This window comes from Bacillus sp. FSL K6-3154 (assembly GCF_040869395.1).
In the GTDB taxonomy this organism is placed as follows: domain Bacteria; phylum Bacillota; class Bacilli; order Bacillales; family Bacillaceae; genus Bacillus; species Bacillus safensis.
On the sequence record NZ_CP152033.1, the window covers coordinates 2955879 to 2979384 of the forward strand.

General features: G+C 41.7%; 26 protein-coding genes. 17 read left to right on the forward strand and 9 right to left on the reverse strand.

Going from position 1 to position 23506, the window contains the following annotated elements:
• Positions 1 to 168: 168 nt before the first annotated feature.
• Entirely contained in the window at positions 169 to 1032 is an 864-nt protein-coding gene (gene hag, locus MHH61_RS15260) for a flagellin Hag (protein ID WP_056766221.1), read from the forward strand.
• A 288-nt stretch (positions 1033 to 1320) separates the two neighbouring features.
• Positions 1321 to 2220 (forward strand): flagellin Hag, encoded by a 900-nt coding sequence (gene hag, locus MHH61_RS15265; protein ID WP_034623420.1) that lies wholly within the window; start codon positions 1321 to 1323, stop codon positions 2218 to 2220.
• Between the two features lie 35 nt (positions 2221 to 2255).
• Here hag (MHH61_RS15265) and MHH61_RS15270 read toward each other — a convergent pair whose 3' ends face one another.
• Complete coding sequence (locus MHH61_RS15270) at positions 2256 to 3728, reverse strand: NAD(P)/FAD-dependent oxidoreductase (RefSeq protein WP_125586357.1); 1473 nt, start codon at positions 3726 to 3728, stop codon at positions 2256 to 2258.
• 218 nt (positions 3729 to 3946) lie between these two features.
• On the opposite strand from MHH61_RS15270, the gene MHH61_RS15275 reads away from it, so the two are divergent.
• A complete protein-coding gene (locus tag MHH61_RS15275) occupies positions 3947 to 4771 on the forward strand; it encodes a methyl-accepting chemotaxis protein (RefSeq protein WP_125586355.1) in 825 nt (274 codons plus the stop codon).
• Between the two features lie 235 nt (positions 4772 to 5006).
• Here the strand turns inward: MHH61_RS15275 and MHH61_RS15280 are convergent, their stop codons facing one another.
• The gene (locus MHH61_RS15280) at positions 5007 to 5378 is read right to left on the reverse strand and encodes a DUF5412 domain-containing protein (RefSeq protein WP_024426772.1); all 372 of its coding nucleotides are present in this window, start codon (positions 5376 to 5378) and stop codon (positions 5007 to 5009) included.
• Between the two features lie 242 nt (positions 5379 to 5620).
• On the opposite strand from MHH61_RS15280, the gene MHH61_RS15285 reads away from it, so the two are divergent.
• A complete protein-coding gene (locus tag MHH61_RS15285) occupies positions 5621 to 6244 on the forward strand; it encodes a poly-gamma-glutamate hydrolase family protein (protein ID WP_125586353.1) in 624 nt (207 codons plus the stop codon).
• Positions 6245 to 6270: 26 nt separating this feature from the next.
• On the opposite strand, the gene MHH61_RS15290 is transcribed toward MHH61_RS15285, so the two are convergent.
• Positions 6271 to 6819: an ImmA/IrrE family metallo-endopeptidase gene (locus MHH61_RS15290; protein WP_024424963.1), complete on the reverse strand. Its 549-nt coding sequence runs from the start codon at positions 6817 to 6819 to the stop codon at positions 6271 to 6273.
• 310 nt (positions 6820 to 7129) lie between these two features.
• On the opposite strand from MHH61_RS15290, the gene MHH61_RS15295 reads away from it, so the two are divergent.
• Positions 7130 to 8029 (forward strand): N-acetylmuramoyl-L-alanine amidase, encoded by a 900-nt coding sequence (locus MHH61_RS15295; RefSeq protein WP_125586351.1) that lies wholly within the window; start codon positions 7130 to 7132, stop codon positions 8027 to 8029.
• Here the strand turns inward: MHH61_RS15295 and MHH61_RS15300 are convergent.
• The 6 genes from MHH61_RS15300 to MHH61_RS15325 all read right to left on the reverse strand — a co-directional run bounded on the left by MHH61_RS15300 (position 8018) and on the right by MHH61_RS15325 (position 11605).
• Entirely contained in the window at positions 8018 to 8149 is a 132-nt protein-coding gene (locus MHH61_RS15300; RefSeq protein ID WP_120207232.1) for a type II toxin-antitoxin system SpoIISB family antitoxin, read from the reverse strand. The two genes, MHH61_RS15295 and MHH61_RS15300, sit on opposite strands and share 12 nt — an antisense overlap.
• Positions 8150 to 8247: 98 nt before the next feature.
• Entirely contained in the window at positions 8248 to 8424 is a 177-nt protein-coding gene (locus tag MHH61_RS15305; protein ID WP_080652934.1) for a type II toxin-antitoxin system SpoIISB family antitoxin, read from the reverse strand.
• On the reverse strand, positions 8393 to 9163 hold the full coding sequence (locus MHH61_RS15310; RefSeq protein ID WP_024424960.1) for a type II toxin-antitoxin system SpoIISA family toxin: 771 nt from the start codon (positions 9161 to 9163) through the stop codon (positions 8393 to 8395). Before MHH61_RS15310 ends, MHH61_RS15305 begins: the two co-directional genes overlap by 32 nt.
• A gap of 145 nt (positions 9164 to 9308) precedes the next feature.
• Complete coding sequence (locus MHH61_RS15315; RefSeq protein WP_017359158.1) at positions 9309 to 10307, reverse strand: inorganic phosphate transporter; 999 nt, start codon at positions 10305 to 10307, stop codon at positions 9309 to 9311.
• A gap of 15 nt (positions 10308 to 10322) precedes the next feature.
• Complete coding sequence (locus MHH61_RS15320) at positions 10323 to 10940, reverse strand: DUF47 domain-containing protein (RefSeq protein WP_024426775.1); 618 nt, start codon at positions 10938 to 10940, stop codon at positions 10323 to 10325.
• 206 nt (positions 10941 to 11146) lie between these two features.
• Entirely contained in the window at positions 11147 to 11605 is a 459-nt protein-coding gene (locus MHH61_RS15325; protein WP_024424958.1) for an ASCH domain-containing protein, read from the reverse strand.
• Positions 11606 to 11832: 227 nt separating this feature from the next.
• Here MHH61_RS15325 and ggt point away from each other — a divergent pair, with 227 nt between their 5' ends.
• The 12 genes from ggt (at position 11833) to MHH61_RS15385 (ending at position 23506) form a co-directional block, all read left to right on the forward strand.
• Positions 11833 to 13584, forward strand: coding sequence for a gamma-glutamyltransferase (gene ggt / locus MHH61_RS15330; RefSeq protein ID WP_098677331.1), 1752 nt, complete (start codon positions 11833 to 11835; stop codon positions 13582 to 13584).
• A 260-nt stretch (positions 13585 to 13844) separates the two neighbouring features.
• Positions 13845 to 14882: a sulfate ABC transporter substrate-binding protein gene (locus tag MHH61_RS15335; protein ID WP_125586349.1), complete on the forward strand. Its 1038-nt coding sequence runs from the start codon at positions 13845 to 13847 to the stop codon at positions 14880 to 14882.
• 11 nt (positions 14883 to 14893) lie between these two features.
• Positions 14894 to 15739, forward strand: a complete 846-nt coding sequence (gene cysT / locus MHH61_RS15340) for a sulfate ABC transporter permease subunit CysT (RefSeq protein ID WP_024424955.1) — start codon at positions 14894 to 14896, stop codon at positions 15737 to 15739.
• A 5-nt stretch (positions 15740 to 15744) separates the two neighbouring features.
• Entirely contained in the window at positions 15745 to 16614 is an 870-nt protein-coding gene (gene cysW, locus MHH61_RS15345) for a sulfate ABC transporter permease subunit CysW (protein WP_024426779.1), read from the forward strand.
• 15 nt (positions 16615 to 16629) lie between these two features.
• Positions 16630 to 17361, forward strand: coding sequence for a sulfate/molybdate ABC transporter ATP-binding protein (gene cysA, locus MHH61_RS15350; RefSeq protein WP_169510679.1), 732 nt, complete (start codon positions 16630 to 16632; stop codon positions 17359 to 17361).
• A gap of 240 nt (positions 17362 to 17601) precedes the next feature.
• Positions 17602 to 18069 (forward strand): PTS sugar transporter subunit IIA, encoded by a 468-nt coding sequence (locus MHH61_RS15355; RefSeq protein ID WP_024424952.1) that lies wholly within the window; start codon positions 17602 to 17604, stop codon positions 18067 to 18069.
• A gap of 53 nt (positions 18070 to 18122) precedes the next feature.
• Positions 18123 to 19496 carry a PTS galactitol transporter subunit IIC gene (locus MHH61_RS15360; RefSeq protein WP_024426780.1) on the forward strand — a complete coding sequence of 458 codons (1374 nt, stop codon included), beginning with the start codon at positions 18123 to 18125 and terminating at the stop codon, positions 19494 to 19496.
• Positions 19497 to 19515: 19 nt separating this feature from the next.
• Complete coding sequence (locus tag MHH61_RS15365; protein WP_017367077.1) at positions 19516 to 19794, forward strand: PTS sugar transporter subunit IIB; 279 nt, start codon at positions 19516 to 19518, stop codon at positions 19792 to 19794.
• Between the two features lie 61 nt (positions 19795 to 19855).
• Positions 19856 to 20302: a hypothetical protein gene (locus tag MHH61_RS15370; RefSeq protein ID WP_024426781.1), complete on the forward strand. Its 447-nt coding sequence runs from the start codon at positions 19856 to 19858 to the stop codon at positions 20300 to 20302.
• A complete protein-coding gene (locus tag MHH61_RS15375; RefSeq protein ID WP_024426782.1) occupies positions 20299 to 21330 on the forward strand; it encodes an alcohol dehydrogenase catalytic domain-containing protein in 1032 nt (343 codons plus the stop codon). Before MHH61_RS15370 ends, MHH61_RS15375 begins: the two co-directional genes overlap by 4 nt.
• 180 nt (positions 21331 to 21510) lie before the next feature.
• A complete protein-coding gene (gene pdhA, locus MHH61_RS15380) occupies positions 21511 to 22494 on the forward strand; it encodes a pyruvate dehydrogenase (acetyl-transferring) E1 component subunit alpha (RefSeq protein WP_024424949.1) in 984 nt (327 codons plus the stop codon).
• Positions 22495 to 22525: 31 nt separating this feature from the next.
• Positions 22526 to 23506: an alpha-ketoacid dehydrogenase subunit beta gene (locus MHH61_RS15385; RefSeq protein WP_034281944.1), complete on the forward strand. Its 981-nt coding sequence runs from the start codon at positions 22526 to 22528 to the stop codon at positions 23504 to 23506.

A 23506-nucleotide genomic window follows, 5' to 3' on the forward strand; every position in this document is an offset into this window, starting at 1 on the left:
AAATTAGGATCAACGTCATGAAAAAATAAGATATTTTTTAAAAAATCTGCTAAACATCCTATAAACAAATCCGATAATAGAATTGTCAGGGTTGATAAGCCCTAGAATAAAGGACTTTTTTCAGACAAGGACGTCTGTTAGGTCCCACATACATGGAGGTAATAGGAAATGAGAATTAACCACAATATCGCAGCGCTTAACACATTAAACCGTTTGTCTGCAAACAACGGTGCGAGCCAAAAGAACATGGAGAAACTTTCTTCTGGTCTTAAAATCAACCGTGCAGGAGATGACGCAGCAGGTCTTGCAATCTCTGAAAAAATGCGTGGACAAATCCGCGGATTAGAAATGGCTTCTAAAAACGCACAAGACGGTATCTCTCTTATCCAAACAGCTGAAGGTGCATTGACTGAAACTCATTCAATCCTTCAACGTGTTCGTGAACTAGTTGTACAAGCTGGAAACACTGGTACACAAGATGCTGCTACAGATCTTAAAGCAATCCAAGAAGAAATCAAAGCACTTGTTGAAGAAGTAGGTGGAGAAGCAGGTAGTAAAGGGATTGCTGACCGTACTCAATTTAACGGTAAAAACCTTTTAGATGGTACTTTTGCTACTGATAAACTTACATTCCAAATTGGCGCAAATTCTGGTCAACAATTAAGTGTAAACATTGATAGTATGAAAGCTGCTGATTTAGGTAGTGCTACTGTAAAAATTAGCGATATTGATGTAACTGACTTTGCTACTACATCTTTTGATAATCAACTTGATGGTGTGGATGCTGCAATTAACCTAGTTTCATCTCAACGTGCTAAACTTGGTGCAGTCCAAAACCGTCTAGAGCACACAATCAACAACCTTGGTGCATCTTCTGAAAACTTAACAGCTGCTGAGTCTCGTATCCGTGACGTTGACATGGCGAAAGAAATGAGTGAGTTCACTAAGAACAACATTCTTTCTCAAGCGTCTCAAGCAATGCTTGCACAAGCGAACCAACAACCACAAAACGTACTTCAATTACTACGTTAATGAAAGGCCCCTTGATGGGGCTTTTTTTTATGTTGTTTTTTCTTCGAATTTCCTCCAGTCTTATGATTCTTAAATCCCTCTGATAAATCATGAAAAATGACCTTTAAATTTGGCATACTCTAGCGAAACGATCATAGTGAATGAGACTTTTTTCTTATTTATTCCTTTTTTGTTAAACATATTCCATTAAGGTTCGATAAATGGATTGTAAGGCTTACAAAAAAATTCTAATTTAGAACTTTTGGATAAGGACGTCCAATTGGTTCAAACACATGGAGGTCATTTAACATGAGAATTAACCACAATATCGCAGCACTTAACACATTAAACCGTTTGTCTGCAAACAATGGGGCAGGACAAAAGAACATGGAGAAGCTTTCTTCTGGTCTTAAAATCAACCGTGCAGGAGATGACGCAGCAGGTCTAGCAATTTCTGAAAAAATGCGTGGACAAATCCGCGGATTAGAAATGGCGACGAAAAATGCACAAGACGGTATTTCTCTTATTCAAACCGCTGAGGGAGCATTGACTGAAACTCACTCAATCCTTCAACGTGTTCGTGAACTAGTTGTACAAGCTGGAAACACAGGTACTCAGGATGATACAGATCTAGGTGCGATTCAAGAAGAAATTGATGCGCTAGTTCAAGAAATTGGTAACGGTACAGATAAGAACGGTATTTCTGACCGTACTGAATTCAACGGAAAGAAACTTCTTGATGGTACTTTTGCTGCTGAGCCAGAAGGTGGAGAAGCGAAGAAATTAACTTTCCAAATTGGAGCTAACGGTGCGCAGCAACTATCAGTTCATATTGAAGCAATGTCTGCTGATAAACTTGGAGTTGAGGATAAAACAGTTTCTACTATTAAAGTAACTGATTTCGCCGAAATTGCAGCAGATGAAGAAGGTGGATTTAACGACCAATTAGCAATTATTGATGGAGCCATCAAACAAGTTTCAGATCAGCGTTCTAAACTTGGTGCAGTCCAAAACCGTCTAGAGCACACAATCAATAACCTTGGTGCTTCTGCTGAAAACTTAACAGCTGCTGAGTCTCGTATTCGTGACGTTGACATGGCGAAAGAAATGAGTGAGTTCACAAAGAACAACATTCTTTCTCAAGCATCTCAAGCAATGTTAGCGCAAGCAAACCAGCAACCACAAAACGTACTTCAATTATTACGTTAATGAAAAAGCCCCCTTTAAAGGGGCTTTTTTTTGTTTCAATCGAATGACAGCAAGTGCTTTAGACGGAAGTCAGGAACCGCTTCATGGAAAAAAGCTCGGTTGCCTTCATCGTTCTTTTGATCCCATTGCTTCCACCATTCGGCGGTTTCTCCTGAGGTGTCAGCTTGAATTATGTCGTGCAGCTGTTCTAAGTTGATGATTTCTCTCGGTTCTAATAAAAAAGAATGCATCCGGTGATACGCTTCAAGACGTTTAGGCTGTTTTGTGACAATGGCGTATTGTACGTAGCGATTTAAAAATTCCTGTACGAACGTCAAGTAGGGGATGGTTGTTTCTCCTTTTAACTCGACGCCGTCCCACGCCAAATCAGCAATCGCACAAAGCCACCAGCCAAGTTCACTCGCTTGCTGCATTTGTTGTAATGTGTCTTTTTCAAAAGACAGCCGCTCATTTTTTTGTGCTTGTTTGAGCATTCGGTCAAGAGTTTGTGCTTCGAGGGCTGCCTTAGTCATGCCCTGCCCATGAATGGGATCTAACGTACACAAGGCATCGCCCATCACCAATAATCCACTTGGCCAATCCTGCATGAGTTCATAGTGATGTCTCACGCAAGAAGGAACTCTAAATCCTTTTGGTTTTGTAAAGGGCGTTAAATGGGTGATGGCTTCTGCTATCGCGGGGTGGGTCAGTGCAGCGGTTTCTGAATCAAATTGATCAGCATCCGTTGTTGGATAATGTGAACCGCCAGCTGCAGAAAGAAGAACAGCCACTAAATCATGATCTACCCGTTCAAACAGTCCTGTTGGAATTTGTTTGTCTGGCTGGCCAACTACGACCATTGATTGCAGGGGTGGGGCCCCTGATGGTATGTGATAATATCTTGTGCTGTAGCCTAGAAACACATGTAACTCATCAGTCTTTGGTAAGGTCCATCCAGCGTCTTTCAGCCATTTTGGCAATTTGGACATTCTTCCAGACGTATCGATCACTAAGTCTGCTTTCATTTCATGAATGCTTCCAGGTTTTACTTGCCGGTTCTTCACGATGAGCCCCATGACTTGATTGGTTCCCTCTTTAAACTGAAGGGAGATGGCTTCATGTTTTTCTAAAAACTGCACATGTTCCTCTTTTACCATTCTTTGCATCAGCACCCACTCTAGCATCGCGCGTCTTGTGACGGCAGTTTCTTCTGTATCAGTGAGCGTTAACTCGCCATCTTTTGTGATAAATCGAGAGGTTTGATGCATGGTATTAAATCCGTCCATTGCCAGTAACTCTTTTGTATAACCAGGGAATAGACGTTCAACGATTTGTTTGCCAAGTGGCAGCATTCTATGTGGATGAAAGGCTTGAGGAGTGCCGAGACGATTCTCAGGAGAGTCTGGCAGTTCATCCTTTTCAATAATTAAGACTTGATGATAATATGTTGATAAAACTTTTGCAGCGAGCATCCCGGTGATACCTCCGCCAATGACGATTGCCCGCTCATATTTCATGGGTTGTGTCACAACATGCGCCTCCAATGAATACACAAAATGATTACATGATCATTTCATCATATGTTAATTCATTAATTATAGCAAATATACGTTTGAATATAGAAAGGAAAAGTACTTCTTTTTACTCGTAAATATGAAGAATTTCTTCTAATCATCATCATTATTTTTAAAAAGTATCTATTAATTTAAGAAGAACGACCGATAAACTATATAAGGGGGTAGAGAAATTGGATATACTACAGAGTATTGTGACAGCAGCACCTTATATGATGCAGATTTTAAAAAACAAAGTGACGATGGGTGTCATTGATCGAGAGAAATTCTTGCTGTATTTGCCATCGAAAGATGTGGATTTTCAAATTCGAGCTGGAGAACTCATTAAGCCAGATGATTTAAATATGAAAAAAGCGCTTAGAGGTGAGACATCAAGTATGTTTGTGCCTGAATCGGTTTACGGAATACCGTTAAACGCAATGGGTCTGCCAATTTTTGATGAAAATCAACAAGTGATCGGCGCACTCGCTTTAGGTTTTCCGCTTAAAAATCAATTAGAGCTTGAAGCATATATGGAGTCATTAAATGACATCATTCATAGTATTCAAGAAAAGGTGCATGTGGTGGCGGCGCATTCAGAAGAGCTTTCTGCGACAAGTGAGGAAATGACCCTACAAACGCAGCAAACACTTGAAAGCTCGAAAAAAACATCCGATATTACAAAAATGATTAAAGGGATTTCGAAACAAACGAGTTTGCTAGGATTGAATGCGTCAATCGAAGCAGCCAGGGCAGGAAAAGAAGGGGCTGGTTTTAGTGTTGTAGCCAGTGAGGTTCAAAAGCTTTCAAGTGAAACTTCACGTGCAACAGAAAATATCGAAAGCTCTTTGCAAGGAATTTCCTCCAATATACATACATTACTTGAGAGTATGGGACATATGAAAGGTTCATCAGCAGAGCAGGCTTTACTTGTAACAGAGTTTAGTGAAATTGTGGAACGACTGACAATCGTAAGTAAAGAAATGAAAGAATTTATGCAGCATGTGATGGCAACGTAAAAAACGAATCCAATTAGATTCGTTTCAGCGTGTAGACAAACCCTCGCATTCTTTGTCAGTCCTGCGCGCTGGTGCTCACGAATGTTTCAATTCGCTCCGCTCCAGTGCTCGTCCTTCCTAGACTGCAAAGGTTTTCTATCACGCTGAAAAGAAGACAAAGGGCTAAATTAAAAATCATTTTAGCCCTTTGTCAACAATTTGAAACGAATCCAAGAGGATTCGTTTTTTTGATGCGCTATTTTCTTTTGTTCCGATCAAAGCGATAATCGTAAGTTTCTCCCTTTACCACATTTAAAAATTCATGCCCAATTTGAACAAGCTGTCCGTTTTTCCATTTGATGAGGGGGTCTTTATCAGGGTATTTCCAGTAAATCGTTTTCTTTCGGTGGGTGAGTTTGTTTTCAATCTCTGCTCTAACTGCGTTCTCCTTTAGTTTCCCTCCGCTATGTCGATAGGTGTTGATGATATATGTTCCGTCAGGTGATGTCATCGAGCGGATAAAGGTTCCGTGAGATACGCCTTGAAGAGAAAAACATTTCCAGTAAATGATGCCAGCAAAGCTAAGGATTAAGATGACAAAAGTGATGGTGGTTTTCTTTTTTAACATGAATTCCTCCAGATGTAGATCACAATATTTCTAATTTATGAGAGAGAATGTAAAAAGATTCATATAGTCCAAAAGTTCTATTCATTTCAATTATCGGTCATTTTTTCTCAAAATTCAACAGATAGCCGAAAAGATAAGGAAAATTTAAGGATGTATTAAGTCGATAGGTCATGCGAAATCCCTTTACAAAAGAATTTAAGATCAGTAGACTTATGCTCATATAGAGAAATGGGGAAGATGGAATGACGCAAATCATTGATACATATCAAAGTTATGAAGAGCTTTCCGCTCATGAAAGAGAGGGAATCGACTATCAAATTCTTCACGAGCGGAAAGGAGACCAGCTTTTGGTTTTGTCCCCTCATGCTGGGGGAATTGAATCTGGCGTGAGTGAGCTCATTCATGAAATCGCAAGTGATGATTCTATGTATTTATTTGAAGGCCTTAAAGTAAAAGGCAATCATGTGCTTCATATTACAAGCACACGTTTCAATGAGCCGGTCTGCCTTTCTCTAGTGAATGCCCATCATTACACGTTTGCGCTCCATGGCTACGGGGAAACGGAGGTGCTTCAAACATTAGTGGGCGGGACAGACAGAGAAAAAGCGGCAGAAACAGTGAAACGTTTAACGCTTAATGGATTTCCCGCAGTGCTGCTATCTGAATCTGATCGCTATTCTGGAACACATCCTCACAATATTAATAATCAATGTCTGACCGGAAAAAGTGTACAACTTGAAATCAGTCAGGCGCAAAGAAGAGCATTCTTTCAAGACTTCAGACGGCGCTATCGCCGTGAAACGCAAAATGAGCAATTTTATCGGTACACAAATGTACTCAAGCAAGTATTAAATCTTTATGGATAAACCCTGTCGCCCTATGCAGAAGAGGCTTATGTTTGATAAACAGCTTCTTTTTCCGCGACCTTCTCGGCTTTCATTAAATAAGATGTAAACTCTTGTTGGAAGCGAATGCCTGCTTTCCGCTGTTCGAACAAGGCGAGCCGCTTTTCAGCGAAAGCCCAGGTGACGTGAAATGTTTGCGCAATGTGCAAAATGGCTTGCTGCCGAAGGTTTGGAAGCTTCATTTGCATCAGCATAAAGGTCGGCACACAAAAGTGATACATGAATTGTTTAGCTTGAAACTCTTGCAGTTCTCGAAAGAGTTTGTGCATCTTGAAATGGTTGCCTGCATGCTTCAGCACATGACAAAGCTCGTGGGCAAAATCCTGCCATTGTTCCTCTGACGATAGAGATCTGTTTAATATAATACTGTAAAGACCTTGATGTTTGATCATCATGCTGCCAGTATCCTCATAGTGGACCCATACATGAAATTCAGAAGCGATCCTTTGCATGTCTCTATAAGCAGGACCGCTTATTTGTAATTTGGCATATAACCGCTTAATCTCTTCTTCTAAATGGGTTAAAAAACCAGTCATTTAAAAACCTCCAAGCAAACGTATGTTCTGTTTTTGGCGTAAAAGAAAAGTCCATATAGGACTAAATAGCTAATGAAGCTATTACTTACTTTTAATATCGGCTTATTTTTAACAATTTTAACATAAAATCAAGGGAAAATGGAATTAATTCCTGTTTTTTTCTTCATTTTTGCGTTTTCCATTACTAAAAAGAGTGGATTGAATTCAAATTTTACCATAGTCTTATCACTAAAACAAACACAAGTTGTCTTACGAACGCCACCAATTGATGAGAAAGATCAATTCAATTTAGCAAAAGGGAGTGCAGAACATGGTAGAAATTTATCAAGATTTTATTCCAGTTGGAAACGGGAACCGCCCAGGATACGCCATGACACCGATGTATGTGACGGTGCATAACACAGCAAACACGTCAAAGGGAGCGGATGCAAAAAGTCATGCGGCATATGTGAAACGCCCAACGACAGCGGAAAGCTGGCACTTTACAGTGGATGATCATGAAATCTTTCAGCATCTGCCGTTAAATGAAAATGGCTGGCATGCAGGGGACGGAAATGGAAATGGGAACAGAAAATCGATCGGGATTGAAATTTGTGAAAATGAAGATGGGAATTTCCAACAAGCGGTCAAACATGCGCAATGGCTCATTCAAAAGCTGCTGAAAGAGCATAATATTCCACTAGCGAATGTGGTCACACATCAGCACTGGTCTGGAAAAGCATGTCCGCGTCTGCTTCTCGCTACATGGAATGAATTTAAAAAAGGAATTGAAACGGCAGGAGACCCTGAAACGGTCATCACGTATGTCGTCAAAAGCGGGGATACGTTAACGAGTATTGCCAAAGCTCATGACGTCACAGTTCAAGATCTTCAGAAGTGGAATAACATTAGCGACCCGAACAAGATTCAAATTGGACAGGTTCTCAAAATTTATCGAAATGATGGAAAAATGATGTATGAGCTGCCAGATGGGATTTTAAAGGTGACTTCGCCTCTAACGAAGGGAGAGCACGTACGCCTCGTCCAAAAAGCGCTTGCTGCTGTTTATTTTTACCCTGATAAATCGGCTGCAGATAAAGGCATCGATGGTGTTTACGGAGAAAAAACGGCGAATGCCGTAGCGCGCTTTCAGCTGGTGAACGGTCTGACAAGTGATGGGGTATACGGTCCTAAAACGAAGGAGAAGCTGCTTAAACTGTTAAATCAGTGAGTGTTTCTGTTTGTATGATTGGATGGCTGTTTCACTCTTTTCAATTAATCGCTTAGTATATGGGGACGGCTGATATTCGGCAAACTGAACATATCTCAGTTGTTTGATTTTCTTTTTCATTTTGGCACCTCAATCGTTGCAGCGTATAGTGTATTGTATGCAAGTCTATGTGAAAATGGAAGCAGGACGCGGATTTCGTTCCGCGTCCTTTAGTGTAATCAAGCCTTTTTATTTTTATACTCATCCAGAAGCTGTTCATTCTTTTTAAAAATTCGCTCAGTATGGGGGCTTACCTTATAATCGGCCATACTGATATGGCGTTTTTTCTTTAAAATCTTAAAAGGGTTTTTCTTAGGGTTGTTGTTATCCCCTTGAAGTGCGTGGTCCATCTTCATCACCTTCCTCTTCGTCAGGCAAGATTAGGTCATAAATTGTTGTAAGTGATGTCATTAATAAATAGTCGAACTCCGTGACAATCTCATCGGAGGTGAGCTTAATGACAAAATGAGCATCTGCTACAGAAAATGGGATGAGCACCAAATGACCGAAATCATCGTAATATACTTCCTGCCTGTCAAGCTTCGCCTGAATAAGAGCTCGCTGGTCAAGTGTCCGAAGCAGGTCGTCTTTTTGTTCCTGCATATCGTATGGACAAAGCACCGCTTGAATATTCATCTTGTCGGCAAAAGAATAAATCAGCCGCTCAATTCCCTCTATATATGCCTCTACACTTCCATAATATACATGGATCGGTTCATTTTTCAATAGGTATTGGTACGTTTTTAGTTTATTGAGGTAAGAATGAAGGAGATCGTTATTTTGTTCAAGGAGTTGATGGGTGTCGGTTTCCAGCTCATGATTTCCGAGTTTCTTAATATAGGAGCTAAGAAAGATGAAAGCATCAGTTAATGCGAAAAATACGGCAATGATCAAGTAGTGCATCCAATCGGTGAAGATAGAAGAAGGGTCATTTGTCCAGTACACAACAGCACCCGCTACATAAATCCAATACCACGTTTTACGAATGGCAAACATCTTTTCTTTTACTTTTTGTTCAAAGCGCCAAACTGCAAATACATACACTGCAAGAGCACCTAGCAATAACCATACAGTCAATTGAAAAAATAATAGCATGTTCTTCTCTCCCATAGACAGATGAATACTTGTTTATATCTATGGATATGATTGGAAACCCTGCTTCATGAAAAAATGTCCTGCAGGAAAAGGGTTTTAAGTGTGCGGGCAAATAAAAAAAGACCTGTTAGACAGGTCTTTGATATTAGAGAATCGCATTTAACACAAAGTATATAAGAGCTCCTAGAGTTCCTGAAATCGGTAATGTAATCACCCAAGTGACAAGCATACGTTTTGCCGTACCCCAGTTAACCCCTTTGACTCTGTGTGCAGAACCTACACCTAGAATAGAAGACGAGATAACGTGAGTCGTACTAACAGGTAAGTGAATAAACGTCGCACCGAAGATAATAGCTGCACCCGTTAAGTCGGCAGATACTCCGTTTACTGGACGAATTTTCATAATTTTACCGCCGACTGTTTTGATAATCTTCCAGCCGCCGATAGAAGTACCGAGTCCCATTGCAAGCGCACAAGAGAATTGTACCCAGAAAGGAATGTCGTCTGTTGTATGCAAATTACCTGCAATTAAAGCCATCGTAATAATTCCCATCGCTTTTTGCGCATCGTTTGTCCCATGGGTATACGATTGCAGTGCAGCTGTTAAAATTTGAACACGTCGGAATTGTTTATTTGTTTTTGCGAGATTGTTGTTTCTAAATATAATTTTGATAATGGTATACACGATATATCCCAATACGAAAGCTAGGATAGGTGAAAGCAAAAGTGCTTGAATGATTTTAATGAATCCCGAATAGTTTAAAGCGCCAAAACCGGCAGAGGCAATAACCGCACCTGCAATTGATCCGATTAATGCATGTGAAGAACTACTCGGAATCCCGTAATACCAAGTAAGCAAGTTCCATGTGATAGCGGCAATTAAAGCAGCCAAGATCACAACAGAGCCGTTTTGAAGTGTAAATGGATCTGCGATGTCTTTTGTAATGGATTTTGCCACACCTGTAAATGTCATTGCTCCTAAGAAGTTCATGAACGCTGCCATGATGATCGCATGTCTAGGCTTTAATGCCTTCGTTGAAACTGAAGTCGCAATGGCATTTGCTGTATCGTGGAACCCGTTAATGAAATCAAAAGCAAGTGCACAAATGACAATAAGTATGGTAAGGATGAGTAATGTGTCCATGTTTAACTAACCCCGTTACGCATTCTTCATAATGATTGTTTCTAGATTGTTGGCAACACTTTGACAGGAATCAGCGATTTCTTCAAGTGTTTCGTAAATTTCTTTGTATTGAATCACTTTAATTGGATCTGTTTCTTTTCCAAACAAGTTCTTTAATGATTTACGATGAAGATTGTCACAATTATGTTCAATCTCTTTGATCTTGATTGCGTGCGGATGAATATCTTTCAAGCGATTTTCAGCTAGTAGATCAATTGTGATTAAAATTTCTTTCGCACACTCTCTGATGTAGTGGCTGAATTTGTCGATATGTTCGTCAGAGCTTGTAATTGAGTAAATTTCTAATGTTGCGGAAAAATGCTCAATTCCATCTAAAACATCATCGAGGCTATTCGTCAATTGAAGAATGTCTTCACGTTCAATCGGTGTAATAAAGGCTTTGTTCAGCTCTTTAATCATGGTATGAACATGATTATCACCTTTTGTCTCATATTCCTTCAATGTGTCAGAAAATTCTTTCAGAGTGGTTTGATTTGTTACTTTATAGCTAACAAAATACTCAGCAGTTTCATCTAAATTTTTAGCAATTTCCGTTAACAAGACGGAAAACTTGTCTTTTTTCCTTTTTAACATGTAAAAACCCTCCATTGTATAAATGAGACAATGCACACATCAAATAATTATATATTCTTTTGTCGAAAAAAAACAGGTGTAGTCGAAAATTTCTTCACTTTTTCTATTTGATCTTATTCTGACCTAAAGATGTGATCTCAACACACCTTTTTCTAAAAGGGGAAAAGCAACGAAAAAAGCGGGCCATATTTGGCGCCGCTTAAAGGCTAAGAAGCTGAATGAATCAGCTTAAACCGTTCACAAACAAGAAGCATATCCTCTTTGAATTCTAAACCGTATGATTGGAGTGCTTCTGTGAAAAATTCTTTATGTTCTCTGTACCAATAGTCATAAGATAAGTCGCCTTCACCCTCTGCTTGTGCAAATGATACGGGGACTTCATTCATTGGCATAACATCAACATGTGTAATTTCAATGATGGCTTTTGGTTCTTCTTGGCTGTCCAAAATGACCGCATATTGTCCGGGTTGTGGAAGCGGCTCCTGTTCCTTTTCATAAAAAAGGTGTCCAGAACAAGTGGCTGTTTTTTTTCCTTGCTTTACAAGATCAAGCAAATGATCAGGATCTGAGCCGAATGCCCACGCCGAAACAAACGCGTCAGCAGGTGCTTTTTCTGATTTCTCTTTCCAATAGTCTTCCCAAAATAATCTGCATTTGTTGTTCAATGTTTTTCCCCCTCTTTGTTGTGTTTATTATACCTTGAAGCTGAATCGTTGGAAATGATGTGTCTTTATTCCTAATGAGTGAGTGCGTCATATGTTTTGAAAAACAATGTTTGATTTGGGAAATGTAGGATGATAGGATGAAAATTTTTGAAATTTTAGAATAATCTATTGTATTCTGGTCAAGAAGTCGGTAAGGTCAAAGTAAGAATATGGAAGGGGTGTTGTTCATGAAACGCATTTCTCTAACTGTTTTGTCCATATGTCTGTTTGTTTTCTCGTTTTTTCTGCCTGTCAGCCAAGTCAATGCGAACGAATCTCATGGGAGTAAAGTAGCTGTTGGTAAAGATGGCATGGTGGCTACTGCTCACCCGCTGGCATCAGAAGTAGGTGCTGATGTATTGAAGAAAGGTGGAAACGCAGTGGATGCTGCTGTTGCCATCCAGTACGCACTGAATGTGACAGAGCCAATGATGTCTGGAATTGGCGGCGGTGGTTTTATGATGGTTTATGATGGAAAGACAAAAGAAACATCCATCATCAATAGTAGAGAACGAGCACCACAGGGCGCAACACCTGACATGTTTTTAACGGATGAGGGAAAAGTCATCCCATTTGCTGAGCGATCCACACACGGTAATGCGGTTGGTGTTCCAGGGACAGTAAAAGGTCTCGAAGCAGCATTAGATAAGTGGGGAACCCGTTCGATGAAGGAATTGATTGAGCCTTCCATTCATCTTGCAGAGGATGGATTTGAAATCGATTCTGTGCTAGCAAAAGCCATTGAAGATCATCAAGAAAAGCTGAAAAAAACGGCCGCAGCGCCAATCTTTCTTCCAGATGATCAGCCGCTCAAAGAAGGCGATCTGCTTGTACAGCCAGGTCTTGCGAAAACATTTAAGCTCATTGCGAAAAAAGGAAGCAAAGCATTTTATGAAGGAAAAGTAGCAAAAGCACTTGCAAAGACAGTCCAAGATTTTGGCGGAACGATGACAACTGATGACCTTGGTCGTTATGAGGTCAAGACTGACAAGCCTATCTGGGGGGACTATAAAGGATACCAGCTTGCAAGTATGCCTCCACCAAGCTCAGGCGGTGTGTTTATGCTGCAAATACTCAAAATACTAGATCACTTCAATCTATCACAATATGACCCCAAATCATTCGAAAAATATCAGCTGCTAGCTGAAACAATGCATCTCTCCTATGCTGACCGTGCTGCATATGCAGGCGACCCCGAATTCGTAGATGTTCCACTAAAAGGACTACTAGACGATGATTACATTTCAAAAAGAGCTTCTCTCATTCAATTAGATCAAATGAACAAAAACCCGAAAGAAGGGGATCCATGGGCGTATGAGGATGAAAAAAATCCATCCCCAATTGTCCCGCAGCCAGAAGATAAAACCATTGGCGAGACCACTCATTTTACTGTTGCTGATCAGTGGGGAAATGTCGTGTCATTCACAACAACCATTGAACAGTTATTTGGTACAGGGATTCTTGTTCCGGAATATGGCTTTTTCTTAAACAATGAACTAACAGATTTTGACGCAAGACCAGGCGGAGCAAATGAAGTCCAGCCGAATAAGCGTCCATTATCCAGTATGACCCCGACCATCATATTTAAAGATAACGAGCCGGTCATGACTGTGGGCTCACCTGGAGGAACGACTATTATTGCTTCTGTTTCACAAACCATATTAAACTTGCTTGAATACGACATGGAGCTGCAAGATGCGGTGGAAGAGCCGCGGATTTATACAAACAGTACAACTTCTTACCGTTACGAAGTAGGTGTTCCCCTTGATGTAAGAACGAAGCTAAATGATATGGGTCATCGTTTTGGCAGTTCACCTATTGATATAGGAAATGTGCAAGCCTTACTCATTGATCGGAAAGCAGGGACATTTACAGGAGTAGCTGACTCCTCGAGAAATGGAACCGCTGTTGGTGTCAATTTAAAGCTTTCTGCCGATTAAAACCATTTCCCGGGAAAAGAAGCGCCTCTTCAAGATGGCGTTTCTTTTTTTGTTTAAATGAAAAAACAGAGTTGACACCTGTGAATAGTTTGAATAATATATAGACTAACATCAATCATACATAGCTGATCGGACAACCGAAGGCTCTTGGCAATTTGAAGTACAGGACTGTGATGTATTTCAGGTGGCTAAGGGTCTTTTTTGCGTATGAAACGGCAAGGTTGGTGTCACTATTTTTGATAACGGGGGAGCGGGATAACATGAAAAAGTGGAAATGGGTCTGGGTCGTGACCATTATATTCGTCTTGGCTGTGACGAGTACTGCATGCTCAAACGCAAACGAAGCCTCAAGCCAAAAGGGAAAGGTTGAGCTGTTAAATGTTTCGTATGATCCTACACGTGAATTGTATCAGGAATACAATCAAGCCTTTCAGACGTATTGGAAAGACAAAACAGGTGAGGATGTCACGATCAAGCAGTCTCATGGTGGGTCAGGAAAGCAGGGAAGATCGATTATTGATGGACTCGAGGCAGATGTGTCAACACTGGCTTTAGGGTATGACATTGATGCGATTGCAGATCGCGGACTGCTTTCAAAAGATTGGCAAAAAGAATTTCCAAATCAGTCAACACCGTATACATCGACCATTGTGTTTCTTGTGAAGAAAGGGAATCCCAAAAATATTAAAGATTGGGACGACTTGATTCGGCCAGGTGTGTCCATCATTACGCCAAATCCGAAAACGTCCGGCGGTGCGAGATGGAATTACTTAGCTGCATGGGCCTACGCCGATAAAACATTTCATGGGAATGAAGAAAAAACAAAGGATTTTGTCAAAAAGCTATATGAACATGTCGAAGTCCTTGATTCAGGTGCACGCGGAGCCACAACGACCTTTGTTGAACGCGGACTTGGGGATGTGTTAATTGCATGGGAGAATGAAGCCTATTTAACGCAGCACGAACTAGGCAAAGACAAATTTGAAATTGTCACCCCATCAATTAGTATTCTAGCGGAGCCGCCTGTTGCGGTTGTTGATCAAAATGTGAAACGTAAAGGAACAGAGAAAGTGGCGAAGGCTTATTTAGATTATTTATATTCTAAAAAAGGGCAGGAAATTGCGGCGAAAAACTATTATCGCCCTAGAAATCAAGAAGTCTTAAACAAATATAAAGACCAGTTTAAAAAGATTGATATGGTGACGATTGATCAAGCGTTTGGCGGGTGGAGAAAGGCGCAGAAAAGATTTTTTGATGATGGCGGATTATTTGATCAAATATACAGCGGACAAAAATAGGGGGCGATGTGATGAAGAAAGCACATGCAGCCGCCAATAAAAGAAAACGTATATTGCCTGGATTTGGGCTGAGCCTTGGGGTGACGCTCGTTTATGTGAGTGCGATTGTCGTCATTCCTTTATCCATGGTATTTATTTGGACGGCTTCATTAGGAGCAGAGGGGATTTGGAAGGTTTTTACCGATGCAAGAGTATTGAAGTCTCTTCAGCTGACCGTGACGACTTCCTTTGCAGCTGCTCTCATCAATGCAGGGTTTGGTGTACTAATTGCCTGGGTTCTCGCCAGGTACACATTCCATGGAAAGAAAATCTTAGATGCTCTCATTGATTTGCCTTTTGCTCTCCCAACAGCTGTTGCGGGTATTGCACTGACCACCCTCTATTCTCCTAATGGATGGATTGGTCAATTTCTGCATATAAAGGTGGCGTACACACCGATTGGGATTATTTTGGCACTGATTTTTATTGGCATTCCATTCGTTATCCGAACCGTTCAGCCTGTGATAGAAGGGCTTCAGCAGGAAGTCGAAGAGGCTGCGGCGATTCTTGGTGCGACAAGGAGACAGACCTTTTTTCACGTACTGCTGCCGGCCCTGTTTCCTGCGGTGATGACTGGATTTTCACTTGCGTTTGCAAGAGCGCTAGGTGAATATGGCTCTGTTGTGTTTATTGCTGGAAATATTCCGTTTAAAACAGAAATTACACCGCTGATGATCATGTCCAAGCTTGAACAGTATGATTATCATGGTGCAGCAGCGATTGCATGCTTGATGCTGCTTCTTTCGTTTTTCATCCTGTTATTGATTCACGGCATTCAGTGGTATGTTGAGCGGAAAAAACAAGTATACGTGAGGTGAAACCATTGGAGAGAGAGCTTAGTCATCAGCACCATGTTCAGTATAAAAGTCCTGTAACCGAATCTAAAGGGGTGAAAATCCTCTTGATTACGGTCGTGTATGCTTTTTTGATTTTATTTTTACTCATACCGCTGATCGCCGTTTTTTCAAAAGCATTTGAGAAAGGGTGGAGTTCATACCTTCTGGCCATCTCACATCCAGATACACTCGCGGCGATCAAATTGACTGTTTTCATTGTCGTCGTCACCTTGCCGCTTCAAATGATCTTTGGGGTGAGTGCTGCATGGCTTATCACAAAATTTAATTTCCGCGGAAAACGTTTGTTAACGACTGTGATTGATCTCCCGTTTGCCGTTTCGCCTGTGATTGCTGGACTTGTATTTGTGCTTTTATTTGGTTCAAACGGGCTTTTAGGACCTTGGCTTATGGCGAATGGATGGAAAGTCATTTATTCTGTACCAGGCATGATCCTAGCCACCATATTCGTTACATTTCCGTTTATTGCCAGAGAATTAATCCCGTTTATGCAGCATGAAGGCATTCATGAGGAGGAAGCATCGCTCACACTTGGTGCAAACGGATGGAAGACTTTTTTCTTTGTGACACTGCCGAATATCAAATGGGCTCTTTTTTACGGTGTCATTTTAGCCGGGGCAAGAGCGATTGGTGAATTTGGTGCCGTGTCGGTTGTATCAGGTCATATTCGAGGCATGACCAATACGATGCCGCTTCATATCGAAATTTTATACAATGAGTACCAATTTCAAGCCGCTTTTGCTGTGGCGTCTCTCATGGCGTTTGTGGCAGTCATTACTTTAATCATTAAGCAAATCATTCAGCAGAGGGATCACCGGCTTGGCAAGCGGTCAACATAAATGGAGGGATCGGCCTTGGAGATTACAGCAAAACAAATATCAAAACAATTTGGTCAGACAAAGGTTTTGCAAAACGTGGATTTATCGATAAGAAATGGTGAATTAATCTCTTTACTAGGACCATCTGGCTCTGGGAAAACGACTTTATTAAGAATCATTGCAGGTCTTGATTATGCCAATAACGGACAGATTTTATTTGGAGATCAGGATTACACACACATTCCAGTACGAAAACGGCAGATCGGTTTTGTATTTCAGCAATATGCGCTTTTTCGAAATATGACGGTTTTTGATAATGTGGCATATGGGCTGAAAATTAAACCTAGAGGAGAAAGACTGCCTAAAAAAGACATCAAAGAGCGGGTACATGAGCTTTTAGAGGTTGTTCAGCTTACGCAGTTTGAGCAGCGGTATCCAGATCAGCTGTCAGGCGGGCAAAAGCAGCGTGTGGCACTGGCGCGCGCACTTGCCGTTCAGCCGAAGGCACTCCTCTTAGATGAACCCTTTGGTGCACTTGATACAAAGGTGAGGAAAGAATTAAGGCATTGGCTGAAAAAAGTTCATCGTGACTTTCAAATGACCACCATTTTTGTGACACATGATCAAGAAGAAGCATTCGATATTGCTGATCGTGTTGTGGTGATGAATGAAGGAAGAATCGAAAAAATTGGCACAAAGGAAGAAATGGCAGTGCAGACAGACAATCTATTTGTATCTGAATTTTTAGATATAGGAAGCCACATTTAACAAGCAGTATAGAAGATTAGAAGGAAGAGACGCGGTGATGACTGCGTCTTTTTTTTATTTAAATTTCCCTAGGGACATTGACTTATAATTTTGAATATTATAATATCTTTACAAAGGTAACAGCATTGAACATTTTTCAGAACTCATAATTGTAAGCGCTTTATAAAAGGTTCTATTCTAAAAATGTTCTTTCTTTTGTTACATGTGTTCATATTTATACCAAATGAAAGGGGTGGTTGTTTGAACAGCTTGTTTGAGTTAGATGAACAACTGATTAAGCTGCAGTTCGAAGCATCTTCGAGAGAGGAGGTGACCACATATTTAGCAGGGCGGTTAGAAGCTGGAGGGTACATTAAATCGAGCTTTTTACCAGCAGTGCTTGAAAGAGAAAAAACATATCCTACAGGCCTTCCACTGGCAGCCTTTGGGGTAGCGATTCCGCATACAGATCCTGAGCATGTGAACAAACCAGCGATTAGTGTAGCTACTTTAAAGGAACCTGTCATTTTTCATAAGATGGGAAGCCCTGATGAAACAGTGCAAGCCAAAATTGTGTTTGTCCTAGCAATCTCTGAGCCTAGCAAACAGCTTGTGATGCTGGAGAAGCTGATGACACTTTTTAGAAAAGAAGAGGTGATGACAAAGCTCTCACACATGACATCATATGAAGAAGCAGTTGACGTGCTTCAGCAAGAATTAAACCAATAGCCATTCACGAAAATATGTAAGCGCTTTATCTGAAAAATTCAGGAGGTGGATGTATGATCAAGCAAGCCGTCGATTTTATATTAGACCTTGGACCAACTATTATGCTCCCGATTATTATGACGCTTTTCGGTATGATTTTAAGGCAGGGCTTTAAGAAATCCTTCAGGGCCGGTATTACGATCGGAATTGGATTTGTCGGTGTCAATCTTGTCATTAATTTGCTCGTGAGCGGACTTGGGCCAGCAGCAAAAGCCATGGTTAATTCCCTTGGGCTAAAGCTCGATATTTTGGATGTTGGATGGCCGATTGGAGCTGCCATATCCTTTGGTACACCCGTTGCCCCGCTCATGATTCCTCTTGTGCTTTTATTAAATGTCATCTTATTGTCCGTAAACTTTACGAAAACGCTGAATGTGGATATTTGGAACTTCTGGCATTTGATTTTCGCAGCCTCTGTTACTTACTACGCTTATCATAATATGTTCTTGGCTCTTGCTGTTGGCTTGATCGTCTCTGCGATCACGCTAAAATTAGCCGATTGGACGGCGCCGACAATCGAACACCATTTTGGATTAAAAGGCGTATCGATGGCTCATGCTGAAACGGTCAACTTTGCCCCGCTCATGTATGCGTCAAACCGCATCATTGATAAGATCCCTGGTTTAAACAAAATTCATGCTGATCCAGAAACATTGAAGAAACGCTTTGGCATTTTTGGTGAACCGCTTGTGATGGGTCTCATACTTGGTATCATTATTGGTCTTCTTGGCGGCTATGATGCAAAAGGTGTGATGACGCTCGGTATTCAAATGGCAGCAGTTCTTGTCTTAATGCCAAGAATGGTTGCGCTATTAATGGAAGGGCTCATTCCAATCTCTGAGGGCGCTCGTTCTTATATTCAAAAGCGTTTCCCAGGGAAAAATGTCTATATTGGTTTAGATACAGCGATTGTGATTGGTCATCCAGCGAATATGGCGGTAGCCCTTTTAATGGTGCCGATTACCATTTTGCTCGCAGTTGTTCTGCCTTACAATGGCATGCTCCCGTTTGCTGACTTATCGGTTCTGCCATTTACAGTTGTCTGGGCAGTAGCAGCCGCTCGTGGAAATATTATTCGCGGTCTTATTAACAGTATTTTTACATTAATGATTGTCTTCTTTATCGCAACGAACCTTGCACCGCTTGCGACAACCATGGGGAAAGCAGTCGGCTTTGATTTCCCAGAAGGGGCAAACATGATTTCAGGTATTGACCTTGGTTCTCACGTTATTCCTTGGATCATGGTGAGACTTCTTGATCCGAGCAACCCTTACTTTATTGCAGCGATTATCTGTGCTTTGGCTTATGCGCTTCTATGGTACTGGGTGCGAAATGATATTAAAAAGCAGTATGCGAAAGAAATGGGCTTAGATCAAAAAGAACAATAAATGAGCTGGAGGGATTCTAATGGCGAAGAAAATATTAGTATCATGCGGAACGGCAGTTGCAACATCAACGGTTGTGGCTAAAAAGGTAGAAGAAACGTTAAAGGAAAAAGGATATGATGTCATCGTGGAACAGTGTAAGGCATCTGAAGTCCCGCAAAAAGCGGAGGGTGCTGATTTAATTGTGACAACAACGCCTGTGAGTGATACAAAAGGGACACCTGTGATTCAAACATTATCCTTTTTAACTGGATTTGGTATTGAAGATGATATCGAGAAAATCATCGATCATATCAAGTAGAGAGTTATTGCATGGAGGAGCTTTTGCGGCTCCTTCTAGTGATCTGAAAGGAGGAAGTCTCATGCAGCATCATGCTTATAGCCGAACGTCTGCAATGTTGTCTATTTTTCTTCCGGCTGTGCTCATCTGTCTGTTTTTTCTCTGGTCTCTTTATACGTTATGGTCAGCAGGACCTGACCCGTTAGCTGTGTTAGGCGTTTATACGCTGCCTATTCTCATGCTCTCTAGTATTACAGGACTGAACCAGCCGACAAACGTCATCATTAGTGAAGATCAACTGAAGATAGGGGCTTTTGGCAGATGGCACACATATGCAGTTTCTGATATTAAAGGAAAGCTTTTTTTAAAGCCTTATCCTCATATCGGGAAAGTCTATGTCAGGGTGGGGCCAGCTCGTATATTCGGAGGGCGTTACTGGATATCCAGCGAGATGAGTGAGTACAAGCAGCTTGTTCAAACACTACAGGATTTTGCGAAGGGTGATGAAAAGGAGGATGCTGCTACATGAAATCAGCTGTCTTTTATTCTTCAGAGGACATTCGGTATGAGGAGCGGAACCGGCCAGTCATCGGTGATGATGAAGTTCTGTTAAAGCTGCGAGCCTGCGGCTTATGCGGAACGGATATTTACAAAGCAACGCATGAGACAGTACCTCCTGGGACGGTGTTAGGGCATGAAATCGCTGGTGATATTGTCGAGACCGGCAAGCGTGTGACAAATGTCCAGACGGGAGACCGGGTTTATGTGGCGCATCATGTGCCTTGTTTCACCTGTGACTTTTGTCAAAAGGGGTTTTATACGATGTGTCCGCAGTTTACAGCCACAAATGTAGAGCCGGGCGGGTTTTCAGAATATATCCGTGTACCTGCTTTGCATGTCAAGCACACGATGGGCAAGCTTCCAAAAGACGTATCGTATGAGCAAGGGGCGATGGTAGAACCGGTTGCCTGCTGTCTGCATGGGTTTGAACGAGCTCCTGTTCATCCAGGAGATTCCGTATTGATCCTTGGAGCGGGGCAAATTGGCTGTATTCAATTGCAGCTCGCCAAATATTATTTGGCTGGGAAAGTGATGATAACAGATGTGAATGAGAACAGGCTGCTGCAAGCGAGGAGTTTAGGTGCAGATGTGGCTTTCCATCCAGCAGCTGAGCCGGTTGAAAACCGGGTGATGAAGGAAACAGATGGAAAGGGAGCGGACCTCGTTATTATTTCTGTTGGGAGCAGTGCGCTTTTAAAAGAGGCGTTTCAGGCTGTAGCGCGAGGCGGGACGATTTTGGTGTTTGCTCATTTTCCAAAGGGCGATGTGCCCATTCCTGCTGAACGATTTTTCAATGATGAAGTGAAGGTAGTAGGAGCCTATTCCTCGCATCCATATCATTATCGTGAAGCCCTTGAGCTTCTGAAAGCAAAAGTGGTCAACACTGAAAAGATGGTGACGCATCGTTATCCGTTAAGCCAGCTGCTTCAGGCGATAGAATGTGCGAGGCATCCTGAGGGTGAGAGCGTCAAAATCATGATGTATCCAGATGAATGAGTGTATGAGATTAAAAGAGAAAGAGAAGTTCTTTGGAAAAGGGCTTTGCCTTTCTCTTTTTTTCGGACAAAAGATGAAAACGCTTAAAAATGAGAGAGAAATGCTTGACTTCGATGACACTTAAACGTATGATAATTACAAATGTAACACACAAGAACAAATGTAAAGGGGAGAGAATAAATGCAAAAACAAATCACTTTGCCTGAACAGATTAGTCATGAGAAATTAGCAGATTTATATAAACAAATGTGGTTAGTGAGATATTTTGATGAAAAGGTCGACCAATTTTTTGCAAAAGGACTTATCCATGGCACCACTCATTTATGTGTTGGACAGGAAGCGTCAGCTGTTGGATCGATTGCCGTATTAGAAGATAAAGATAAGATCGTCAGCACACACAGGGGACATGGTCACTGTATTGCAAAAGGGGCCGAGGTTAATAAAATGATGGCTGAATTGTTTGGACGTGAAACCGGCTATTGTAAAGGAAAAGGCGGCTCCATGCATATCGCGGACTTAGAAAAAGGAAACCTTGGGGCAAATGGAATCGTTGGCGGCGGTATCCCGCTGGCAACAGGTGCAGCGCTCACATCTAAAATGAAGCAGGAAGGCTTTGTTGTTCTTTGTTTCTTCGGAGATGGTGCCACAAATGAAGGCAGCTTCCATGAAGCATTAAACCTTGCTTCTATTTGGGATTTACCAGTTGTGTTTATTTGTGAAAACAACCAGTACGGCATGTCTGGCCCTGTGAAAGAAATGATCAACATTGAAGACATTTCAACAAGAGCAGAAAGCTACGGAATGCCAGGGAAAACGGTTGATGGAAATGACATGGTCGAAATTATGAACACAGTTGATGAAGCAGTCAGCCGTGCGAGAGCGGGAGAAGGCCCATCACTCATTGAAATGAAAACATACCGCTGGAAGGGTCACTCTAAGAGTGATGCGAAAAAATACCGTACACGTGAAGAAGAGACAGAGTGGAGACAAAAAGACGGCATCAAACGCTTTAAGTCTCTCTTGATTGAACTGAATGTTTTGACAGAAGAGCAGGCAGCAAGCCTACAGGAAGAAGCAAAGCAGGAAATTGAAGCGTCTGTCGAATTCGCCAAAAACAGTAAAGAACCGTCAATTGACACACTATTAGAGGATGTATACGCCTAATTAGGAGGGGAATCACGTGACAAAAACAACAGTGAGAGAGATTTCGTATTTAGAAGCCGTTCGAGAGGCAATGAGTCAGGAAATGAGAGAAAACCAAGATGTCTTCATTTTAGGTGAAGATATCGGCGTATATGGAGGTGCTTTTGGGGTCACGCGCGGCATGATTGAAGAATTCGGTCCAGAGCGCGTTCGCAATACACCTATCTCAGAGGCTGCCATCGCAGGTGGGGCAGTCGGAGCGGCTTTAACTGGTATGCGGCCGATTTTAGAACTTCAATTCTCTGACTTTATCACAATCGCAATGGATCAGCTTGTGAACCAAGCAGCCAAAACACGATACATGTTTGGCGGAAAAGGAAAGGTGCCGCTTGTCGTAAGAACACCAGCAGGATCAGGAACGGGTGCAGCGGCGCAGCACTCCCAAAGCTTAGAAGCGTGGATGGCGCATATTCCAGGACTTAAAGTGGTTCAGCCTTCAACAGCCTATGATGCAAAAGGACTTTTAAAAGCGGCGATGGATGATGACAACCCTGTCATTTTCTACGAGCACAAGCTTTTATATAAAACAATCGGTGAAGTGCCTGAAGAGCAATATTCCATTCCTCTAGGGAAAGCAGATGTGAAAAGAAGCGGGAAAGACGTCACGATTGTAGCAACAGCGATTATGGTACACAAAGCGTTAGAAGCGGCGAAGGAACTAGAAGCCGAGGGAATCGATGTTGAAATCATTGACCCAAGAACACTCGTCCCATTAGATGAAGAAACGATTATCGAATCTGTGAAGAAAACAGGTAAATGTATCGTCGTTCATGAAGCGGTAAAACGAGGCGGCTATGGCGGAGAGATTGCAAGTATGATAGCGGAAAGTGAAGCCTTTGACTACTTAGATGCTCCAATTAAACGACTTGGCGGTCTTGCGGTCCCAATACCATACAACCCGACGCTGGAAAAAGCGGTCATTCCACAAGTGCCAGATATTATTGAAGCAGCAAAAGAGCTTGTGCGCTCTTAA